Raw genomic sequence first — 19,766 nt, forward strand, 5'->3', positions numbered from 1 at the left:
TGGAGGTGTGCGCCTTGCTCACAATCTTATCCACAGAATGTGTGTAAAACTGGCTAAATCGTTTCGCGCCATTGCGGGGTTTTCCACCGCCGCGCCATGCTCCATGGCTGCCTTATTTTTGAGCATTGAAAAAAATCCGTTTAAAATCAAGGGTCTTGCATGGAGTCAATCCGCTTGCTCACAATCTTATCCACACTTTATGTGCGGAACTGCGACGGCGGTGGAAAACGGCTGTTTTTTGCCCGATTCAGGCTGGAAAAAACGCCCTTTTTCTTCCTTGCCACATTTTTATGCAGGGAGATAAAAACGATATAAATCAATGTACTTAGCGTCTATCCTTGCGCTTGCGCACAATCTTGTCCACAGATTATGTGCAGAACTTTTCCTACCTGTGGGGCCAGCATCGTGCACCGCCTGCCACATTTTTACTCATTGAAATAATATCCTTTTAAATCAATGTCTTATATGTTTTCCTTGGCTTTGCGCACAATCTTGTCCACAGTAAATGTGCAGAACTTTTCGATTCTTGATTATCTGACATTGACTATGCCCGCTTAGCTGCTATGCCTGTATTTTGCGCAGCCTGATAATCTTCATGTAAATCAATGACTTACATGCTGTACTTCATGCTTGCTCACAATCTTGTCCACAGATTGTGTGCAAAACTGTGCTGCCGCAAGCACGCTGCCACCCGCTGTGGACAAGCGCGAGTGCCGTTGCCGCGCAGGCGCCCCTTGCCGCCGGCGCGGCAACGCGCTACATTGCGCCATTCCTTCGCCCGCGCATATGCTGCGTGGACGGCCGGTGCAATACAATACAGGCTGTTTGCCGGCGCCCGAGCGCCTGCCACTCACGACTATGCCTAACTAACAGGAGTTTCTTTTGCTCGCTATCTTCCAGGCCGCTGGCTGGCCCATCTGGCTGTTACTGATCGCTTCCATCGTGGCCATGGCCTTGATCGTCGAGCGCCTGCTGTATTTGCGGCGCGGCAAGATACTGCCCCGCAAGCTGTTCGATGAAGTGGTGCAGGTGTATCGCAATGGCAAGATCACGCCGGATACGGTGGCCAAGCTGGAAGACAATTCGCCGCTGGGCGTGGTGCTGGCCGCCGCCCTGCGCAACGTCGACGCGCCGCGCGACGTGATGAAGGAGTCGATCGAGGAGGCCGGCAGCGGCGTGGCCCACGTGCTCGAACGCTACCTGACGACGCTGGGCACCATCGCCACCCTGGCCCCGCTGATGGGCCTGTTTGGCACGGTGGTGGGCATGATCGAGATCTTCGGCTCGCAGAACGCCAGCGGCTCGAACCCGGCCCAGCTGGCGCACGGCATCTCGGTGGCCCTGTACAACACGGGTTTCGGCCTGGCCATCGCCATGCCGACCCTGGTCTTCTACCGCCATTTCCGCGCCCTCGTCGACAGCTTCGTCATTGACATGGAGCAGCAAGCGGTCAAGTTCGTCGATATCGTCCACAGTGGCCGCAAATGAACTTCCGCAAAGGCAAGGGGCGTGAAGACCCCGAAATCAACCTGATCCCGTTCATCGACGTGCTGCTGGTGATCCTGATCTTCCTCATGGTCAGCACCACCTACAGCAAATTCACGGAGCTGCAGATCACCTTGCCGACGGCCGACGCCGAGCAAGCCAGGGACAAGCCGCAGCAGATCGACGTCACCATCGACGCCAAGGGCAATTACACGGTCAACCGCGAACCCGTCTCGTTCCGCGACGTGGCCGGCCTGGCCGACGCCTTGCAGGATGCGGCGAAGGCGGCCAACGGCGGCAAGGCGCCGGCGCAGACGCCCGTGGTGGTGGTCAATGCCGACCAGTTCGCGATGCACCAGATGGTCATCCACGTCATGGAAGCGGCGCGCCTGGCCGGCTATGAAAAGCTGACGTTTGCGGCGCAGGCCGGCGGCAGCAAGTAAGTTAGACCGTAGGTCGGCTTAGCCGGCACGGCGTAAGCCGACAAAGCCAATAGCCGAGCATGTCGGATTACGCTGCGCCTGGGCGGCGCCGCTAATCCGACCTACATCACTTTTACGTTTTTCCCCATGCCCACATCCTCCCCCGCCAAGCTTGAAACCACTCTCACCCGCGCCTGGCTGACGCGCGGCCCGCTGGCGTGCGCGCTGTGGCCCGTGTCGCTGCTGTTCGGCGCCTTGAGCAGCGTCAGGCGCGCCCTGTACCGGGCCGGCATCCTGAAATCCCAGCGCCTGCCGGTGCCCGTCGTCGTCGTTGGCAATATTTTCATAGGCGGCACCGGCAAGACGCCGCTGACGATCTGGCTGGTGCAAGCCTTGCGCGAGGCGGGCCTGCATCCGGGCGTCATTTCGCGCGGCCATGGCAGCGCTGACCGCCTGCCGCGCGCCGTCACGGCGACCTCCACGCCGCAGCAGGTGGGCGACGAGCCGCTGCTGATCTTCCAGCGCGGCGGCTGCCCCGTGATGGTGGGGCGCGACCGCGCGCAAGCGGGCAGGGCGCTGCTGGCCGCGCACCCGGAAGTCGACGTGCTGGTGACGGACGACGGCTTGCAGCATTATGCCTTGCGGCGCGACGTGGAAATCGTGCTGTTCGACGGCCGCGGCGCCGGCAATGGCTGGCTGCTGCCGGCGGGGCCCTTGCGCGAATCGCCGCGCCGCCGCCGCGACGTGACGGTGATCAACGCGCCCGAGCTGCCAGCGGCGCTGGTGGCGCAGGTGGCGCCCAACGGTTCCCTGGTGGTGCAGATGCTGCTGGCAGGTGGCGTCGCCGAGCGCCTGCTCGACCGCAGCGAGCGCATGGCGCTTGGCGAGCTGGCGGCCAGCGGCCAGCGCATCGTGGCGGCGGCCGGTATCGGCAATCCGCAGCGCTTTTTCAGCATGCTGCGCGCGCAGGGATTGCGCTTTGCGGAACTGCCCTTGCCCGACCATCACGATTTCCTCGACCAGCCATTTGCCGCCCTCGACACGGACGTGATCTTGATCACCGAGAAGGATGCAGTAAAATGTGCGCAAATTGAACATCTCAAAGACGACCCGAGACTGTGGGTTGTCCCGGTCAGTGCGCGCATCGATAGCGCGCTGGCCCAACAAATTGTGGAGAAATGTCGTGGACGCTCGACTGCTTGATATCCTGGTCTGCCCTGTTTGCAAGGGCCCGCTTGAACACGATAAGAAGGCGCAGGAACTGATTTGCCGCGCCGACCGCCTGGCCTATCCTATCCGCGATGGCATCCCCATCATGTGGGCGGACGAAGCGCGCACCCTGCAAGACGCAGTGGAATAACGATGGCGTTCATCGTCATCATCCCGGCCCGCCTGGCCTCGACGCGCCTGCCCAACAAGCCGCTGGCCGACCTGGGCGGCAAGCCCATGGTGGTGCGCGTGGCCGAGCAGGCCGCCTTGTCGGGCGCCGCGCGCGTCATCGTCGCCACCGACCATGACACCATCCGCGACGCCTGCGCCGCGCATGGCGTGGAAGTGTGCATGACGCGCGCCGACCATCCGTCGGGCACGGACCGCATCGCCGAAGTGGCGCGCACGCTCGGTTTGCCGCTGGATGCCGTCGTTGTCAACCTGCAGGGCGACGAACCGCTGATCGACCCGGCCTTGCTGGCCGCCTGCGCCGCGCAGATCAGCGCTGCCGTGCCGATGGCCACGTGCGCCCATCCGCTGCACGAGGTGGCCGACGCGTTCAATCCGAACGTGGTGAAGGTGGTGCTGGACAAGCATGGCCGCGCGCTGTATTTTTCGCGCGCGACGATTCCCTGGCACCGCGACGGCTACGCGCAGTCGAAAGACCGCCTGCCGGCCGGCTATGTGCCGCTGCGCCATATCGGCCTGTACGCGTACAGCAATGCATTCCTGCAGACGTACCCCGGCCTGTCCGCCTCGCCGCTGGAAGCGATCGAGGCGCTGGAGCAGCTGCGCGTGCTGTGGCATGGCTATGCCATCGCCGTGCACGTGACGGACTCCGCTCCGGCCGCCGGCGTCGACACGCCGGAAGATCTGGCCAGAGTGCAGGCGCATTACCGCCACGCTACCTGAGAAAACGTCCATGGCGGTGTTGCCCCGCCGCGCCGTGCATGCGGCGGGACGCTTCGCCCTGAAGGTTTTTCAGGCGCCGTGCCCGTGCCGGAAAAATTTTATGCGGGGCCTGCCATAAAAAACCACATTTTGAAACACCTGCTTCGCTAATTGCTGGCTTTGATCAATCAGGACATAGCAATTCGACAGCAAACTGGCGTTCCGGGGATTTTTTGTGGTAAGTTTCGTAGGGAAAGATAGCCATAGCAACACCATCTAAAAAAAATTACACATACCACCATCCAAAATCTGTTTTTTAGGAACTTTCAATGCGTCTGATACTTTTAGGAGCACCCGGTGCCGGCAAGGGCACCCAAGCTAACTTCATCAAAGAAAAATACAATATTCCACAAATCTCCACGGGCGACATGCTGCGCGCGGCGATCAAGGAAGGCACGGAACTGGGCCTGGCAGCGAAAAAAGTCATGGATGCGGGCGGCCTCGTGTCGGACGACATCATGATCGGCCTGGTCAAGAACCGCCTGCAGGAAGCCGATTGCGCCAATGGCTACCTGTTCGACGGCTTCCCGCGCACCATCGCGCAAGCGGACGCCATGAAGGACGCCGGCATCAATGTCGACTACGTGCTGGAAATCGACGTGCCTGACGCTTCGATCATCGAGCGCATGGACGGCCGCCGCAGCCACCCGGGTTCGGGCCGCGTCTATCACGTCAAGTTCAACCCGCCCAAGGTCGACGGCGTCGATGACATCACCGGCGAGCCGCTGATCCAGCGCGACGACGACAAGGCCGAAACGGTCAAGAAGCGCCTGGACGTGTACCACAACCAGACCAAGGTCCTGCTCGGCTACTACAATGACTGGGCCAAGTCCGGCCTGCCAGGCGCACCGAAATACCGCCGCATCGCCGGCGTCGGTCCGGTCGAGCAAATCCGCGACAGCGCATTTGCCGCCCTGGCGGAATAAGCAATTTTGAAAAGCGGACCTGAGTGTCCGCTTTTTTTGTGCCCGCTTTTCACCCGCGGCGCCATTTCGTTTCGTTTCTGGTTTCTATTTAGCGGTAGAAGTTTTTTGCAGGTCGTGTTTTCCTGGCTGCGCGTGCCTACCCGGTGCGGTCTGCAGCTGTCGGTAATAACGTCGGATAAAAACAGAAGGGGACGATATGGCAGCCAGCTTGTGGTTTGCGGTAGCCTGCGGCGTGGTCGCAGTCATTTATGGTTTGGTGTCGCGTAGCTGGATCCTGCGCCAGGATCCCGGCAACGCGCGCATGCAGGAAATCGCCCTGGCCATCCAGCAGGGCGCGGCCGCCTACCTGGCGCGCCAGTACCGCACCATCGCCATCGTCGGCGTGGTGCTCCTGATCGCCATCTATGCGCTGCTTGGCCTGCATACGGCGCTGGGCTTCCTGATCGGCGCCGTGCTGTCGGGCGCCTGCGGCTTCATCGGCATGAATGTCTCCGTGCGGGCCAATGTGCGCACGGCGCAGGCGGCCACCCTGGGCATCAACCAGGCGCTCAATGTGGCGTTCAAGGGCGGGGCCATCACCGGCATGCTGGTGGTCGGCCTGGGCCTTTTGGGCGTGACCCTGTTCTACTGGCTGCTGGTGACGACGGGCGCGCCCGGCCTGACGCAGCACGACCTGATCAAGCCCCTGATCGGCCTGGCCTTCGGCGCCTCGCTCATTTCCATCTTCGCGCGGCTCGGCGGCGGCATCTTCACCAAGGGCGCCGACGTCGGTGCGGACCTGGTGGGCAAGGTGGAGGCGGGCATTCCCGAGGACGACCCGCGCAACCCGGCCGTCATCGCCGACAACGTGGGCGACAACGTGGGCGACTGCGCCGGCATGGCGGCCGACCTGTTCGAAACCTATGTCGTGACCCTGATCGCCACCATGCTGCTGGGCGCACTGCTGATGGCCGAGGCCAGCAGCACGGCCATCCTCTATCCGCTGCTGCTGGGTGCCGTCTCCATCCTCGCCTCCATCGTCGGCTGCTCGATGGTGAAGACCAAGCCGGGCGCGAAAATCATGTCGGCCCTGTACACGGGACTGTGGTGGGCAGCCGGCCTGTCGCTGGTGGGCTTTGCCGTCGTCACGTGGCTGCTGTGGCCCGACGACGCCATGCGCTACAAGATGCTGGGCGCCACCGTCGTCGGCATCGTCCTCACGGGCCTGATGGTGTACATCACCGAGTACTACACGGGCACGGACTTCAAGCCCGTGCGCCACATCGCCGAAGCGTCGACGACGGGCCACGGCACGAACATCATCGCCGGCCTGGGCGTGTCGATGAAGTCGACCGCCTATCCGGTGCTGGCCGTCTGCGTCGCCATCCTCGTCTCGTACCAGCTGGCCGGCCTGTACGGCATTGCGATTGCCGCCACGGCCATGCTGTCGATGGCCGGCATCATCGTCGCCCTCGACGCGTATGGCCCCATCACGGATAACGCGGGCGGCATCGCCGAGATGTCGGGCCTGCCCGACTCCGTGCGCGCCATCACCGATCCTCTGGATGCCGTCGGCAACACCACCAAGGCCGTCACCAAGGGCTACGCCATCGGCTCGGCCGGCCTGGCCGCGCTGGTGCTGTTTGCCGACTACACGCACGCGCTGGAATCGGTGGGCCAGCACATCACCTTTGATCTGTCGAACCCGATGGTCATCGTCGGCCTCTTCATCGGCGGGCTGATACCCTACCTGTTCGGCGCCATGGCGATGGAAGCCGTGGGCCGCGCGGCCGGCGCCGTGGTGGTGGAAGTGCGGCGCCAGTTCCGCGACATCAAGGGCATCATGGAAGGCACGGCGCGCCCCGAATACGACAAGGCCGTCGACATGCTGACGGCGTCCGCCATCCGCGAAATGATCGTGCCGTCCCTGCTGCCGGTGGTGGTGCCCATCGTCGTCGGCATGCTGCTGGGGCCCGCCGCGCTGGGCGGCCTGCTGATGGGCACGATCGTGACGGGGCTGTTCGTGGCCATTTCCATGACCACGGGCGGCGGCGCCTGGGACAATGCGAAGAAATACATCGAGGACGGACACTTCGGCGGCAAGGGTTCCGACGCCCACAAGGCGGCCGTCACCGGCGACACCGTGGGTGACCCGTACAAGGATACGGCCGGCCCGGCCGTCAATCCCTTGATCAAGATCATCAATATCGTGGCCCTGCTGCTGGTGCCGCTGCTGCCGGCCACGGGCTGGCTGGCCGTGGCCGCGCCGGCGCCGATCCACGCGCCGCTGCCGCCCATTCTGGCGCCAGCCACGCCCGCGCCAGTGCTGCCGGCGCAGTAAGGCGGCACACTTTCGACAGCCCCGTGGCCCCGCCGCGGGGCTGTTTGCTTTTGCGCCAGTGAAACTTTCCTGCCATCCATATCCTCAGCGTATCAAAGGTGAGCAATTGTTACGGCTGCTTTGCTTGTGCCGCTGGCCTGCCAATAATGGAGTGAGCTTCATCGTTGGCGTTGGATGGCAGGAGGATGTCATGGACAACAATCACAAGAGCAATCGCAAGGCAGGCGGCATACGGCTGGCGCTGCTGGTAATGGGGCTGGCGCTGGGTGGCGGCGCCTGGGCCGCGCCTGGCGGTCACGGCGGTCACGGCGGCCATGCTGGGCATGGCGGTCTTCACGCTGGCCACGGCCATTTCCACGGCCGTCCGCACGTGGGCGTGTGGCTGGGCTCGAGCTGGGGCTATGGCTATGGCTATGGGCCAGGGTGGTATGGCGACCCGTGGTATGGCTATCCCTATGGCTACCCGTACGGGCGCGTGGTCGTCGTGCAGCCGCCGCCCGTGTATGTCGAGCAGGGCGGCGTACCGACGGCACAGATGTGGTATTACTGCGCGCGGCCGCAAGGGTATTACCCATACGTCAAGAATTGCAGCACGGCCTGGCGTGCCGTGCCACCCGATAGCGTGCGCTGAAGGGGACGGAAATGAACACGAGAACCTTATTGGGGCGTGCCGGCTTGCTGGCGCCCCTCTTGCTGGCCGCGTGCACGGTGATGCCGGAGGGGCCGTCGGCCATGGTCTTGCCCGGCACGGGCAAGAGTTTCGAGCAGTTCCGCAGCGATGACGGCAGTTGCCGCGGCTATGCGCAGGCGCAGCTGGGCGGTGCGTCGGCGCAGCAGGCCGGCGTCGACAGCGGCGTGCGCAGCGCGGCACTAGGCACCGTGCTCGGTGCGGCGGCCGGTGCCGCCATCGATGGCGGGCATGGCGCCGGCGTGGGTGCCGGCACGGGTTTGCTGTTTGGCGCGCTGGCGGGCACGGGCGCGGCGGACAATTCATCGCATGGCATGCAGCGCCGCTACGATAATGCTTATCAGCAATGCATGTACGCGAGCGGCCACAAGGTGCCGGTCGCCGGGCAGATGCTGAGTGGCGTGCCGGCGAATGCCGCCACGCCGCCGCCCGATACGCCGCCGCCCCGGTATTAGGCTGCCAGGCTGCACAACGCCTGGCACGACCGTAGCGAGCGGAATGGGGAGGCGGTTGCGACGCGCAACTGTACGGAGCTACAGTGGGCATCGCGGACCGCATCACGCCGCGCAGCAGGTCTTGACAGGCGTGCTTAGAAGCGCGACGTCAGGCCGACAAACATGCGGCGTCCCGGCACATAGTAGTCGACCAGGCCATCGGCCATCGGGCCCTTCTTGAACAGGTTTTGCACGCCGCCACGCACGGTCCATTGCGGCGTGACCTTGTACGACACGACGGTGTCGACGATGGTGTAGGCCTTGTCGGCCAGCTTGCCGGCATCGAGTTCCTTGCCCGTGTACTGCGCGGACACTTCGCCGAACAGCTGGTCGTTGACTTGCCAGCCCAGCGCCGAGTACCACGACAGCTTCGGCGTGGACAGCAGGTTGGCGCCCGTGGTCAGGTTTTTCGCCTCCGCCATGTAGGTGACGTTGTTACGCCAGTTCAGGTTTTTCGTCAGCGGGATGGTGGCCGTCGCTTCCAGGCCACTGGTGCGCGCCTTCTGGATATTCGTCATCTTGGTCCACCACTGCTTCTGGAAAAAGCCCAGCGGCGCGTAATCGATCTTGTTCTTGAAATCCGTGTGGAAGTAGGTCAGGCCCACATCCCAGCCATTCTGTTCCCACGCCACGCCGATTTCGCCGGCCGTGCTCGTTTCCGGCTTCAAGTCCGGATTGCCGGCCATGTAGCAGCCGCCCGTGATGTAGCCCAGCGGCTTGAGGCTGCCGCAACCGCGCCCGCCCGACTGCGTGGCCGCCGCCGGCGAATTTTCCTTCAGGCTCGGGGCACGGAAGCCTTGCGAGACGCCGCCCTTGATGGTCCAGGCCGGGGCAGGGTGGTACACCAGGTACAGGCGCGGGCTGTAGTGGTTGCCGAACTTGCTGTGGTGGTCGAGACGCAGGCCGGCCGTGGCCGTCAGGTTGTCGCGCAAGAACAGCTGATCTTCCGCAAACAGGGCCGAGGTGGTGCCGGACAGGGTCGCGCCGCTCACGGGATTGCCCAGGTAATCGGTGGGCACGGTGCCGATGGTGTCCGTGTTCGTCAGTTCCTGGTGCTTCCACTGGCCGCCCATCACCAGCATCTGCTCGATGCCGCCCCAGCCGACGCGTTTTTCCAGGCTGGCATCGAGCGTGCTGTCTTTGGATTTCGCCACCGTGCCGACGACTTCGTTGTCGAAGTCATTGTGGTACAGGTTGACCGTCGTCTTGCCGAAGTCCCAGCGGCCTTCGTAGCCGAGGCTGACGCTCTTGCGTATCAGCTTGCTCGCGCCCCAGGCGCCGAACAGCGGGTAGCCATCTGCATCGAGGGTGGTCGAATCGGTGGCTTCCTGCCTGCCGTAGCTGGCGTCCAGCGACAGATTCTGCTTCTTGCCCAGCGCCCAGTTCAGCTGGCCCGTGACAGTCTGGTTGCGTTCGCCGCCGATGCCGCCCGATTTGCCGATCGCTTTCTCGTCGGGATTCTGCCGGCTCTGGGCCACGCCCAGGCGCATGCCGACCGTCTCCGACAGGGGACCGGCCAGGTTCACGCCCAGCTGGTGCGCCGTGCCGCGGCCGCTGTCCTGCGGCTGCGTGTAGTTGGCCGTGGCCGAACCGTTCCACTTGCCCGGCACCTTGCGCGTGATGATGTTGATCACGCCGCCCATGGCGTCCGAGCCGTACAGCGAGGACATGGGGCCGCGCACCACTTCGATGCGCTCGATCATGTCGGGCGAGATCCAGTTCAAGTCCTGGCGGCCCAGGTCGGGACGGTAGGCCGTGTCGGCCGAGCTGCCCACGCGCTTGCCGTCGACGAGGATCAAGGTGTATTTGTCGGGCAGGCCGCGCAGCTTGATCTTCGACGCTTCGCCTTCGGGGCCGGTGCCGCCCGTCACGCCGGGGATGCGGCGCAGCAGGGTGTTCAAGTCATACACGGGCTGGCGCTCGATTTCCTCGCGCGTGATGACGCTGATGCTGGCCGGCGCATCCTTGATGTCGATGGCCGTGCCCGAGGCGGTGACGACCACCGTGTTCATGGTGGGATCGGCGGCCACATTGCCTTCGGCCCAGGCGCTGCCGACGGCCAGCGACAGCAGGCAGGGCAGGAGCAGGGCGGTGCGGTACGGTGGGAGGGCAGGGCGGGTGGCAAGCGGTGTGGCGACGACTGGACTGCGGTTTGACATGGTGAACTTTCCCGAATGTTGTTATTTCCTGGCTGCCTTTCGGGTGGCTTGGGTGCGAAATGATTAAAAATGCAATAAAATAAGGTTGAATTTCATGAATGAGAATAAGAATCGTTCTTATTGTAGTGCCATACTGGCAAGAAAGAAAGTGCTAGCCGGAAATAAAACGCCGTATCCATTTCTTTGCCTGCGTTGTGAAACGGGCTGGCAGGGCGTTGCCGCGCCCCGCGGTGTGAAAAAGTGTTACGCCGTTTGGATCTGGCGCGGCCCGGGACAATAATGAAGGACAAGTATCTGGGGAGGCGCCATGAGCATCTTTTTCAGCACCCGTTTCAGCGCCTGCGGCATGCTGGCTTTGGCAGCCTGCGCGGCCTTGCTGGCCGCAGGTCACGCCCGTGCGGCGGAGCCGGCGCCATCGGAAGCGCTGCCCGTGTGCCGGCTCGATCCGCGCGACAGCACGAAACTGGCCGTCGAACCGTGCCAGCCGGCGCCGCCCGTGCAGCCGCGACGCGCTGTGACGCAGGTGATCGGCCGCATGCCGGCGCAGCGCGCCGTGCCCCCCGCCGTCGTCATGCCGTCCTTGCCGCCCAGCCCGGCCGTGCCCATGCCCAGCCTGCCGCAACCGATCGGTTCCTGCGACCCTGGCGGTTGCCGCGACGCCTCGGGCGCGCGCTATAACGGCGCCGGCAATGCGACGCTCGACGCCAACGGCCGCATCTGCCATCGCAACGGAGCGTTCGTGCAATGTTTCTGACCATTCCATGAGATGAGGAAGCAAGTTTTCGCTGGGGACCCGTGAAATTGGCTACAATTGTCGCCGACATTACGTTTACGTAAACGTAACTGTGGCATCATGCGACATCGCATTCGGGCCGGGAACACGGCCATCACCATTCAGGAGACTTCATGCAAATTCAGGACAATGTATTCATCATCACGGGCGGCGCTTCGGGCCTGGGCGCGGCCACGGCGCGCATGTTGACGGCGGCCGGCGGCAAGGTCGTGCTGGCCGACGTGCAGACCGAGGCGGGCCAGGCGCTGGCCGCCGAACTGGACGGCGTGTTCGTGCAATGCGACGTCACGTCGGAAGAGGACGGCATGGCCGTAGTGGCGGCCGCCACCAAACTGGGCACCTTGCGCGGCCTCGTCAACTGCGCCGGCGTGGCGCCGGCCGTGAAAACCGTGGGCAAGGATGGCCCGCATCCGCTGGCGCTGTTCCAGAAGGTCGTCAACATCAACCTGGTGGGCACCTTCAATATGTGCCGCCTGGCGGCCGACGCCATGGCGAAACAGGAGGCGACGGCCGAAGGCGAGCGCGGCGTCATCATCAACACGGCTTCCGTGGCGGCCTATGACGGCCAGATCGGCCAGGCCGCGTATGCCTCGTCGAAGGCGGCCGTGGTGGGCCTGACCCTGCCGATGGCGCGCGACCTGTCGCGCAACGGCATCCGCGTGATGACGGTCGCTCCCGGCATTTTCGAAACGCCGATGCTGCTGGGCATGCCGGCCGAAGTGCAGGATGCGCTGGGCAAGATGGTGCCGTTCCCATCGCGCCTGGGCAAGCCCGGCGAATACGCGCAGCTGGTCAAGGCCATCGTGGAAAACGTCATGCTCAATGGCGAAACCATTCGTTTGGATGGCGCCATCCGCATGCAGCCCAAGTAAGGGGCAGCGCCCTGACGGGCATTTGATGTAGGATACCCCCGTATGGGGCGTACAGCCTTGCTCGGCTGTGCGCCCTTTTTTTATCGGAGAATCCATGATCACATTGAAGCCGCTGGCGTTGCGCCTGACCTTGCTGGGGGCCCTGGCCGCCGTTCCCGCCACCTTCGCCCTTGCCGAAGTGCCGCAGAAGGCGCCGGAAATCGCCACCGCGTATGCGGAAAAATCGGGCTGGACGGCACAGAAATTCATGGTGGCCGCCGCCAACCCGCTGGCGGCCGATGCCGGCTACCAGATGCTGAAACAGGGCGGCAGCGCCATCGACGCGGCCATCGCCACGCAGCTGGTGCTGACCCTGGTCGAGCCGCAATCGTCGGGCATCGGCGGCGGCGCCTTCCTGCTGTACTCGAGCGCCAAGGGCGTGCAGGCGTTCGACGGCCGCGAAACGGCGCCCGCCGCCGCCGACGAGCACCTGTTCCAGAACGCGGACGGCAGTCCCGTCTCGCGCGCCACCGGGGTGGTGGGCGGGCGTTCCGTGGGCGCGCCGGGCGTGCTGCGCATGCTGGAACTGGCGCACAAGGAGCACGGCAAGCTGCCGTGGGCGACCCTGTTCGGTCCCGCCATCAAGCTGGCGCAGGGCGGCTTCCCCGTCAGCCAGCGCCTGAACGGCCTGTTGAGCTGGGACCAGGCCCTGAAGCGCGACCCGGTCGCCGCCGCGTATTTCTATGACAAGCAAGGCCAGCCCTGGCCCGTCGGCCACGTGCTGAAAAACCCGCAGCTGGCGCGCACCCTGCGCGACATCGCCCGTGGCGGCGCCGACGCCTTTTACCAGGGCCGCATCGCGCGCGACATCGCCGCCAAGGTGGCGTCCCATCCCACCAATCCGGGCAAATTGACGGCGCAGGACATCGCCGGCTACCGCGCCAAGGTGCGCGTGCCTGTGTGCAGCGACTACAAGGCCTGGACCGTGTGCGGCATGCCGCCGCCATCGTCGGGCGGCATCGCCATCGCGCAGATGCTGGGCATGCTGGAAGTGAAGGATATCCGGCCGTATCCGCCCGTCGACGGCGTGCTCGATGCGCAAGCCATCCATTTATTCTCGGAAGCGGGGCGCCTGGCCTACGCGGACCGCAACCGCTACGTGGCCGACACGGATTTCGTGCCGCTGCCTGGCAACGGCATCGCGTCCATGCTCGATAAAAGCTACCTGGCGCAGCGCGCCGCGCTGATCGGCGAAAAATCCATGGGGCGCGCCTTGCCCGGCACGCCGCCGGGCATGCAGGTGGCGTGGGGCATGGACAATGCGCTGCAGCGCCCGTCGACTTCGCACCTCGTGGCGGTGGATAAATTCGGCGGCGGCCTGTCGATGACCACCAGCGTGGAAGACGCGTTCGGCTCGCGCCAGATGGTCGACGGCTTCCTGCTGAATAACCAGCTGACGGATTTCTCGTTCGATTCGCGCGATGCGGACGGCCCCATCGCCAACCGCGTCGAGCCGGGCAAGCGCCCGCGCAGCGCCATGTCGCCCACCCTGGTGTTTGAAAAGGGCACGCAGAAGCTGGTGCTGGCCACGGGGTCGCCGGGCGGCTCGTCCATCATCAACTATGTCGCCAAGGTGCTGGTCGGCACCATGGACTGGGGCCTGAACGTGCAGCAGGCGATCAGCCTGCCGAACTTCGGCAGCCGCAACGGCCCGACGGAGCTGGAAAAGGGCCGCGCGCCCGCGGCCCAGGTCGAGGCGCTGCAGGCGATGGGCCACGAGGTGCGCGTGATCGAACAGAATTCCGGCTTGCAGGGCATCATGCGCCTGCATGCGCATGGCAAGGATTTCTGGTTTGGCGGCGCCGATCCGCGCCGCGAAGGCATGGTGCGGGGAGATTAATTGCCGCCAAACTTTTCCACAAAGCATCAAGACCCTGCTAATCTGCCGGCATGGGAATGCAAAATAAAACAGGCTTGATACTGACGGGAGGGGGCGCCCGTGCCGCCTACCAGGTGGGGGTGCTGCAGGCGATCTCGGCGATTCTTTGGGAAGCGGGCTGGGCACCGGCGCGCAATCCCTTCGACATCATCTGCGGTACCTCGGCCGGCGCCATCAACGCCACGGCGCTGGCGTGCCGGGCCGACAATTTCGGCGAAGGCGTGCAAAAGCTGCTCGACGTGTGGCAGCATATCGAGGTCGAGCAAGTCTACCGCGCCGATTCGCTGGGCGTGATCCGCTCGGGCGCGCGCTGGCTGTCGCTGCTGTCGTTCGGCTGGCTGTTGCGCCAGTGGCACGCGTCGCCGCCCAATTCCCTCCTCGACAATACGCCCCTGGTGAGCCTGCTGCACCGCATGCTGGACTTGCCGCGCCTGGACGCGGCGCTGGCCGACGGCCTGCTGCATGCGCTGGCCGTGACGGCGTCGTCGTATTCGGGCAGCCGGCACATGACGTTTTACCAGACGGCCGCCGAGATCGCGCCGTGGGTGCGCACGCAGCGCCTGGCCCTGCCGGACCAGATCGGCGTCGAGCATCTGCTCGCTTCGGCCGCGATTCCCTTCATCTTCCCCGCCGTGCCCCTGTACGTGGGCGGCCAGCGCGAATACTGCGGCGACGGTTCGATGCGCCAACTGGCGCCGATTTCGCCGGCCATCCACCTGGGCGCGAACAAGGTGCTGGTGGTGGGTGCCGGGCGCATGACGGAACCGGCGCCCGGCGCGGCCGAATCGGCGCGCTACCCGAGCCTGGCGCAGATCGCCGGCCATGCGCTGTCGTCGATCTTCCTCGACGGCCTGGCCGTGGATATCGAACGCCTGAACCGCATCAACCTGACCCTGTCGATGCTGCCGCCCGAATTGCTGGGCAAGACGGCGCTGCGGCCCGTGGAGTTGCTGGTCATCGCGCCGTCCGAGCGGCTCGACGCCATCGCCAGCCGGCATATCGGCAGTCTGCCGCGGCCGATACGCACCATGTTGTCGGGAATTGGCGCGGCCGAAGCCCGCGGCGCGGCGCTGGCTTCGTATTTATTGTTCGAATCGACGTATACTAACGAGCTGATCCGTCTTGGACAGCGCGATACGCAAGCCCGCAAGGATGATGTCCTGGCGTTCTTTGGTTCCTGAGACGGCCCTTGGAGCGGCGTGCGGGTTTTTCGCGTTTTTTTGACAGGACGACTGTGCTGGTATTTCGACGTGTTTGCGATGTGGTGTTGTTATTCAGTCTACTATTGAGTGGCTGGGCCGGGGCGGCGCCCGCGCGCACCTTGCGTTTCGACCAGCTCAGCGTCGAACATGGCCTGGCGCAGGAATCCGTGCTGGCCATCGCCCAGGACCGGCAAGGCTATATGTGGTTCGGCAGCCAGTCCGGCCTGAGCCGCTTTGACGGCTATCGCGTCGTCGTCTACAAGAATATCGAGGGTGACAGCACCAGCCTGGCCGACAACTGGGTCGGCGTGCTGCACGTCGATAGCCAGGGCCAGCTATGGGTGGGCACGGACAATGGCCTCGACCGTTTCGATTCGGCCAGCCAGACCTTCATCCACTACCTGCCCAAGGAAAAAAGCAAGCGCGGCAACGGCAACCGGCATATCCACGCCATCCTCGACGATGGCGCGCGCGGCTTCTGGATCGCCACCTCGGACGGCTTGCAGCATTTCGACCATGCCACGGGCGCCTTCCGCAGCTGGCACCATGAAGAGGACAACCCGCACAGCCTGGGCGACAACGAGATCAAGACGCTGGCGCTGGACGCGCAAAAGCGCCTGTGGATAGGCACCGTCACGGGGCTGGACATGCTGGCGCCGGGCAGCGAGCGCTTCGAACACTTTGCCGTCGACACGACGCCCGGCTCGAAGTACAACGTCATCCAGTCGCTGCTGATCGACCGCCAGCAAAACCTGTGGATCGGCACCATGGCCGGCGCCGAACGCTGGCGCCTGGGGGCGGCCGGCCAGGCGCCGCAGTCGCGCGTGCGTCTCGGCGAGAAAAATGGCTTTTCCGCCATCCGCGTCGCCAGCCTGTACCAGGATATCGACGCCACGGTCTGGGTCGGCAGTAATGCCGATGGCCTGTTCCGCTGGCTGCCCGAGAGCGACACCTTCCTGCAGTACCGCCACCAGACGGGCGACAAGTTCAGCGTCGCCGACAACCAGCTGTCGTCGCTGTACCGCGACCGCGCCGGCACCTTCTGGGTCGGTTCCTGGTACAACGGCGTGAGCAGGGTCGACCTGGGCAGCGGCGGCTTTTCGCGCATGGTGCGCGCGCCCGGCGACGTGGGCGCGCTGGCCGACAAGAAAGTGCGGGCCCTGGCCGATGCGGGCGGCGGCAAGCTGTGGCTGGCCACCAGCAGCGGCTTGAAGCTGTACGACACGCGCGATGGCACGGCGCAGCTGTTCGACATCCGCGCCACGCCCGGCATGGCGCGCGACGAGCAGGTCTCGTCGCTGTACCTGGCGCCCGACGGCGTGCTGTGGGTGGGCGGGCGCACGGGCTTGCACCGCTTCGACCCGCTTACGCGGCGCTTTTCCACCACGCGCTTTGCCGTCGGCGATCCGAACAGCGACACGATCCGCAATATCGCGGGCGAGCGCAGCGGCAAGCTGTGGGTGTCGTCGCGCGGCGGCGTGCACCTGTTCGACCCCGTCAGCAAGCAATTCACCACCTACCGCCACGATCCCGCCGACCCGAACAGCCTGTCCGACAACATGGTGCGCCCGGTGCTGGAAGACAGCAAGGGCCAGCTGTGGATAGGCACCTTCCATGGCATCGACCTGTTCGACCGCGCCACTGGCCATTTCCGCCACTTCCGCCACGACCCGCAAAACCCGCACAGCCTCAGTCACGATGAAGTGCATTTCCTGCACGAGGACAAGCGCGGCGTGCTGTGGGTGGGCACGGCCAATGGCCTGAACCGCATGGACGTCGATGCGAAGGGCGAGATCCGCTTCCGCCGCTTCCTGCGCAAGGACGGTATGGCCGACGATGCCGTCGCCAGCATCCTGGGCGACGACAACGAGCAGCTGTGGCTCAGCACCAACAGCGGCATCACCCGGCTCGACATGCGCAGCGGCTTGTTCCGCAACTACGACAGCGCCGACGGCACGGTGGAAGGCTCGTACTTCGACGGCGCGGCGCTGCGCGCGGCCGACGGCACCATGTATTTCGGCGGCTTCAACGGCATGACGGCCTTCTCGCCGCGCGACATCCATGACAACCGCGTGCCGCCGCTGGTGGCCATCACCGAGCTGCAGATCTTCAACAAGCCGGTGGCCATCGGCCGCGGCGAATTCGCGCGGGTGCTCGCCACGGCCATCGACCATACGCGCACCCTGAGCCTGACCAGCCGCGAGAGCGTGTTTTCCCTGGAATTCGCGGCGCTGCATTTCGCCGCGCCGCAGCGCAATGTGTTCGCTTACCGGCTCGAAGGCTTCGACCAGGACTGGGTCATGACGAATGCGGGCCGGCGCTTCGCCACCTACACCAACCTCGATCCCGGCAATTATGTCTTCCGCGTCAAGGCGGCCAACAAGGACGGCGTGTGGAACGAGAGCGGCGCCACCCTGGCCATCACGATCCTGCCGCCGTTCTGGAAAACCTGGTGGTTCCGCACCCTGATGGCGCTGTTGCTGCTGGGCGCCGTGTATGGCGCCTACCGCCAGCGCATGCGCACGGTGCGGCGCCAGCAGAACGAACTGGAAAAGCAGGTCAGCGAGCGCACGGCCGAGGTGTACCAGAAGAACGCCGAGCTGCAGAGCAAGGAAATCGAGGTGCTGGCGCAGTCGGACAAGCTGGCGCAGGTCAACAGCAGCCTGAAGAAAAACGAGGAAAGCCTGCGCCAGGCCAAGCGCAAGGCCGAGGATGCGACGCGCCAGAAATCGGAATTCCTCGCCAATATGAGCCACGAGATGCGCACGCCGCTGGCCGGCGTGATCGGCATGCTGGGCTTTGCCCTGCGCGATGAGCAGTTGCACGATGCGACGCGCGAGCAGATCCTGCGCGGCCAGGCCAATGCGCAGTCGCTGCTGGTGATCATCAACGACCTGCTCGACTTTTCCAAGATCGAGGCGGGCAAGCTGAGTATTGAAAACATCGATTTCGCGCTCGGCGCGGCGATCGAGAACGTGGTCAGCCTGTTCGAGGAACAGGCGGCCGCGCGCAGCATCGGCTTTTCCATCGACTTCGCGCCCGACCTGCCGCCATTCGTGGTGGGCGACCCGACGCGCCTGCGCCAGGTGCTCGTCAACCTGGTCGGCAATGCCTTCAAATTTACCCAGCGCGGCGGCGTCAGCGTGTACGTCGAGCGGGCCGGGGTAGCCGGCATGCGTGGCGGGCGCCAGGTCAACCTGATTCGCTTCACCGTCAGCGACAGCGGCATCGGCATCGACGCCGAAGCGATGGCGCGCCTGTTCCAGAAGTTCGAGCAGGCCGATGCCAGCACCACGCGGCGCTATGGCGGCACGGGCCTGGGCCTGGCGATCTGCCGCCAGCTGGTCGAGCTGATGCAAGGCGAGATCGAGGTGGCCAGCACGCCGGGGCAGGGCAGCATCTTCACGTTTACGCTGCCGCTGGCCGATGGCGTGGCGCCGCCGCTGGTGCCGCAGGTGGCGCTGGCGCCGCACAGCCACCAGCTGCGCGTGCTGTGCGCGGAAGACTTCCCGACCAACCAGATCATCATCCGCGTCATGCTCGAGGAGCTGGGCCACCGCGTCGACGTGGTGGCCAATGGCGTGCTGGCGGTGGCCGCCTGCGTGCATACGCGCTATGACCTGGTGCTGATGGACGGGCGCATGCCGGAGATGGATGGCGCCACGGCGACGCGCTTGATCCGCGTCGGCGGCTGGCCCGAGCAGCCGGTGCGCGACCAGGAATTGATGATCGTGGCCCTGACGGCGAATGCCAGCGAGGAGGACCGCAGCCGCTACCTGGGCGTGGGCATGGACGATTTCCTCAGCAAGCCAGTCGACGAGGCGGCGCTGCATGCCTTGCTGGCGCGCGCCATCGAGCGCCAGCTGCAGCGCGGCTTCATGCTGCCGCGCATGCCGGGCGCCGCGCCGCGCGGCGTACAGCGCGGCCAGGCCGAACTCGATGCGCTGTTCGGCGTCGCACCGGCCGCCGGCACGGCGCTGCCGGCCCAGGCCAGCCGCGGCGGCGAGCTGCAGCGCCGCATCCGCACCGCCTTTGTCGCCGACCTGGAGGGGCGGTTGCACGAACTCGACGTGGCTCTGGCCGCGCGCGACAAGGAGGGCGCGGGGCGCCTGCTGCACGGCTTGAAGGGCAGCGCCGCGTATCTCGATGAAACGGCGCTGCACATGCTGTGCACGGAACTGGAGGAGGCGGCCGACGGCGGCCGCTGGCAACAGGTGGCCCTGCATTTGCCGCGCCTGCACGCACTGCTGACGCAAATCGCCGTTTTGGACAGGGAAATGTAAAATATACAAGATCGGCAATCGGAATCGGCCGGAAACTCGGTAGA

The 19,766-nt window shown here is 65.0% G+C and carries 16 protein-coding genes; 15 read left to right on the forward strand and 1 reads right to left on the reverse strand.

Features of this window, described 5'->3' with window-relative positions; translation table 11 throughout:
• Positions 1 to 7: 7 nt before the first annotated feature.
• The 10 genes from AC1RDJ_RS12680 (at position 8) to AC1RDJ_RS12725 (ending at position 8,456) form a co-directional block, all read left to right on the forward strand.
• Positions 8 to 304 carry a hypothetical protein gene (locus tag AC1RDJ_RS12680; RefSeq protein ID WP_493027617.1) on the forward strand — a complete coding sequence of 99 codons (297 nt, stop codon included), beginning with the start codon at positions 8 to 10 and terminating at the stop codon, positions 302 to 304.
• A 578-nt stretch (positions 305 to 882) separates the two neighbouring features.
• Positions 883 to 1,488 carry a MotA/TolQ/ExbB proton channel family protein gene (locus AC1RDJ_RS12685; protein ID WP_071324871.1) on the forward strand — a complete coding sequence of 202 codons (606 nt, stop codon included), beginning with the start codon at positions 883 to 885 and terminating at the stop codon, positions 1,486 to 1,488.
• Positions 1,485 to 1,928, forward strand: coding sequence for an ExbD/TolR family protein (locus AC1RDJ_RS12690; RefSeq protein WP_071324870.1), 444 nt, complete (start codon positions 1,485 to 1,487; stop codon positions 1,926 to 1,928). Before AC1RDJ_RS12685 ends, AC1RDJ_RS12690 begins: the two co-directional genes overlap by 4 nt.
• Positions 1,929 to 2,054: 126 nt before the next feature.
• A complete protein-coding gene (gene lpxK, locus AC1RDJ_RS12695) occupies positions 2,055 to 3,110 on the forward strand; it encodes a tetraacyldisaccharide 4'-kinase (protein WP_493027618.1) in 1,056 nt (351 codons plus the stop codon).
• Complete coding sequence (locus AC1RDJ_RS12700) at positions 3,091 to 3,267, forward strand: Trm112 family protein (protein WP_010395789.1); 177 nt, start codon at positions 3,091 to 3,093, stop codon at positions 3,265 to 3,267. The genes lpxK and AC1RDJ_RS12700 overlap by 20 nt, the downstream gene beginning before the upstream one ends.
• A gap of 2 nt (positions 3,268 to 3,269) precedes the next feature.
• Positions 3,270 to 4,028, forward strand: a complete 759-nt coding sequence (gene kdsB / locus AC1RDJ_RS12705; RefSeq protein ID WP_289888626.1) for a 3-deoxy-manno-octulosonate cytidylyltransferase — start codon at positions 3,270 to 3,272, stop codon at positions 4,026 to 4,028.
• A gap of 308 nt (positions 4,029 to 4,336) precedes the next feature.
• Positions 4,337 to 4,993, forward strand: coding sequence for an adenylate kinase (gene adk, locus AC1RDJ_RS12710; protein ID WP_071078917.1), 657 nt, complete (start codon positions 4,337 to 4,339; stop codon positions 4,991 to 4,993).
• A gap of 196 nt (positions 4,994 to 5,189) precedes the next feature.
• A complete protein-coding gene (locus AC1RDJ_RS12715; RefSeq protein WP_493027619.1) occupies positions 5,190 to 7,313 on the forward strand; it encodes a sodium-translocating pyrophosphatase in 2,124 nt (707 codons plus the stop codon).
• Positions 7,314 to 7,503: 190 nt separating this feature from the next.
• Positions 7,504 to 7,944, forward strand: coding sequence for a hypothetical protein (locus tag AC1RDJ_RS12720; RefSeq protein WP_493027620.1), 441 nt, complete (start codon positions 7,504 to 7,506; stop codon positions 7,942 to 7,944).
• Between the two features lie 11 nt (positions 7,945 to 7,955).
• Positions 7,956 to 8,456 carry a glycine zipper family protein gene (locus AC1RDJ_RS12725; protein ID WP_071324865.1) on the forward strand — a complete coding sequence of 167 codons (501 nt, stop codon included), beginning with the start codon at positions 7,956 to 7,958 and terminating at the stop codon, positions 8,454 to 8,456.
• Between the two features lie 134 nt (positions 8,457 to 8,590).
• On the opposite strand, the gene AC1RDJ_RS12730 is transcribed toward AC1RDJ_RS12725, so the two are convergent.
• A complete protein-coding gene (locus tag AC1RDJ_RS12730; RefSeq protein WP_071324864.1) occupies positions 8,591 to 10,654 on the reverse strand; it encodes a TonB-dependent receptor domain-containing protein in 2,064 nt (687 codons plus the stop codon).
• Between the two features lie 307 nt (positions 10,655 to 10,961).
• On the opposite strand from AC1RDJ_RS12730, the gene AC1RDJ_RS12735 reads away from it, so the two are divergent.
• From AC1RDJ_RS12735 to AC1RDJ_RS12755, 5 genes are all read left to right on the forward strand, one after another.
• The gene (locus tag AC1RDJ_RS12735; RefSeq protein ID WP_156894920.1) at positions 10,962 to 11,408 is read left to right on the forward strand and encodes a hypothetical protein; all 447 of its coding nucleotides are present in this window, start codon (positions 10,962 to 10,964) and stop codon (positions 11,406 to 11,408) included.
• Between the two features lie 152 nt (positions 11,409 to 11,560).
• The gene (locus AC1RDJ_RS12740; RefSeq protein WP_071324863.1) at positions 11,561 to 12,319 is read left to right on the forward strand and encodes a 3-hydroxyacyl-CoA dehydrogenase; all 759 of its coding nucleotides are present in this window, start codon (positions 11,561 to 11,563) and stop codon (positions 12,317 to 12,319) included.
• 94 nt (positions 12,320 to 12,413) lie between these two features.
• Positions 12,414 to 14,198 (forward strand): gamma-glutamyltransferase, encoded by a 1,785-nt coding sequence (ggt, locus tag AC1RDJ_RS12745; RefSeq protein WP_493027621.1) that lies wholly within the window; start codon positions 12,414 to 12,416, stop codon positions 14,196 to 14,198.
• Between the two features lie 50 nt (positions 14,199 to 14,248).
• The gene (locus tag AC1RDJ_RS12750; protein WP_071324861.1) at positions 14,249 to 15,418 is read left to right on the forward strand and encodes a patatin-like phospholipase family protein; all 1,170 of its coding nucleotides are present in this window, start codon (positions 14,249 to 14,251) and stop codon (positions 15,416 to 15,418) included.
• Positions 15,419 to 15,522: 104 nt separating this feature from the next.
• Positions 15,523 to 19,722, forward strand: a complete 4,200-nt coding sequence (locus tag AC1RDJ_RS12755; RefSeq protein ID WP_493027622.1) for a hybrid sensor histidine kinase/response regulator — start codon at positions 15,523 to 15,525, stop codon at positions 19,720 to 19,722.
• Positions 19,723 to 19,766: the final 44 nt, after the last annotated feature.

The sequence above is a fragment of the Janthinobacterium sp. GW822-FHT07H10 genome (assembly GCF_058798675.1).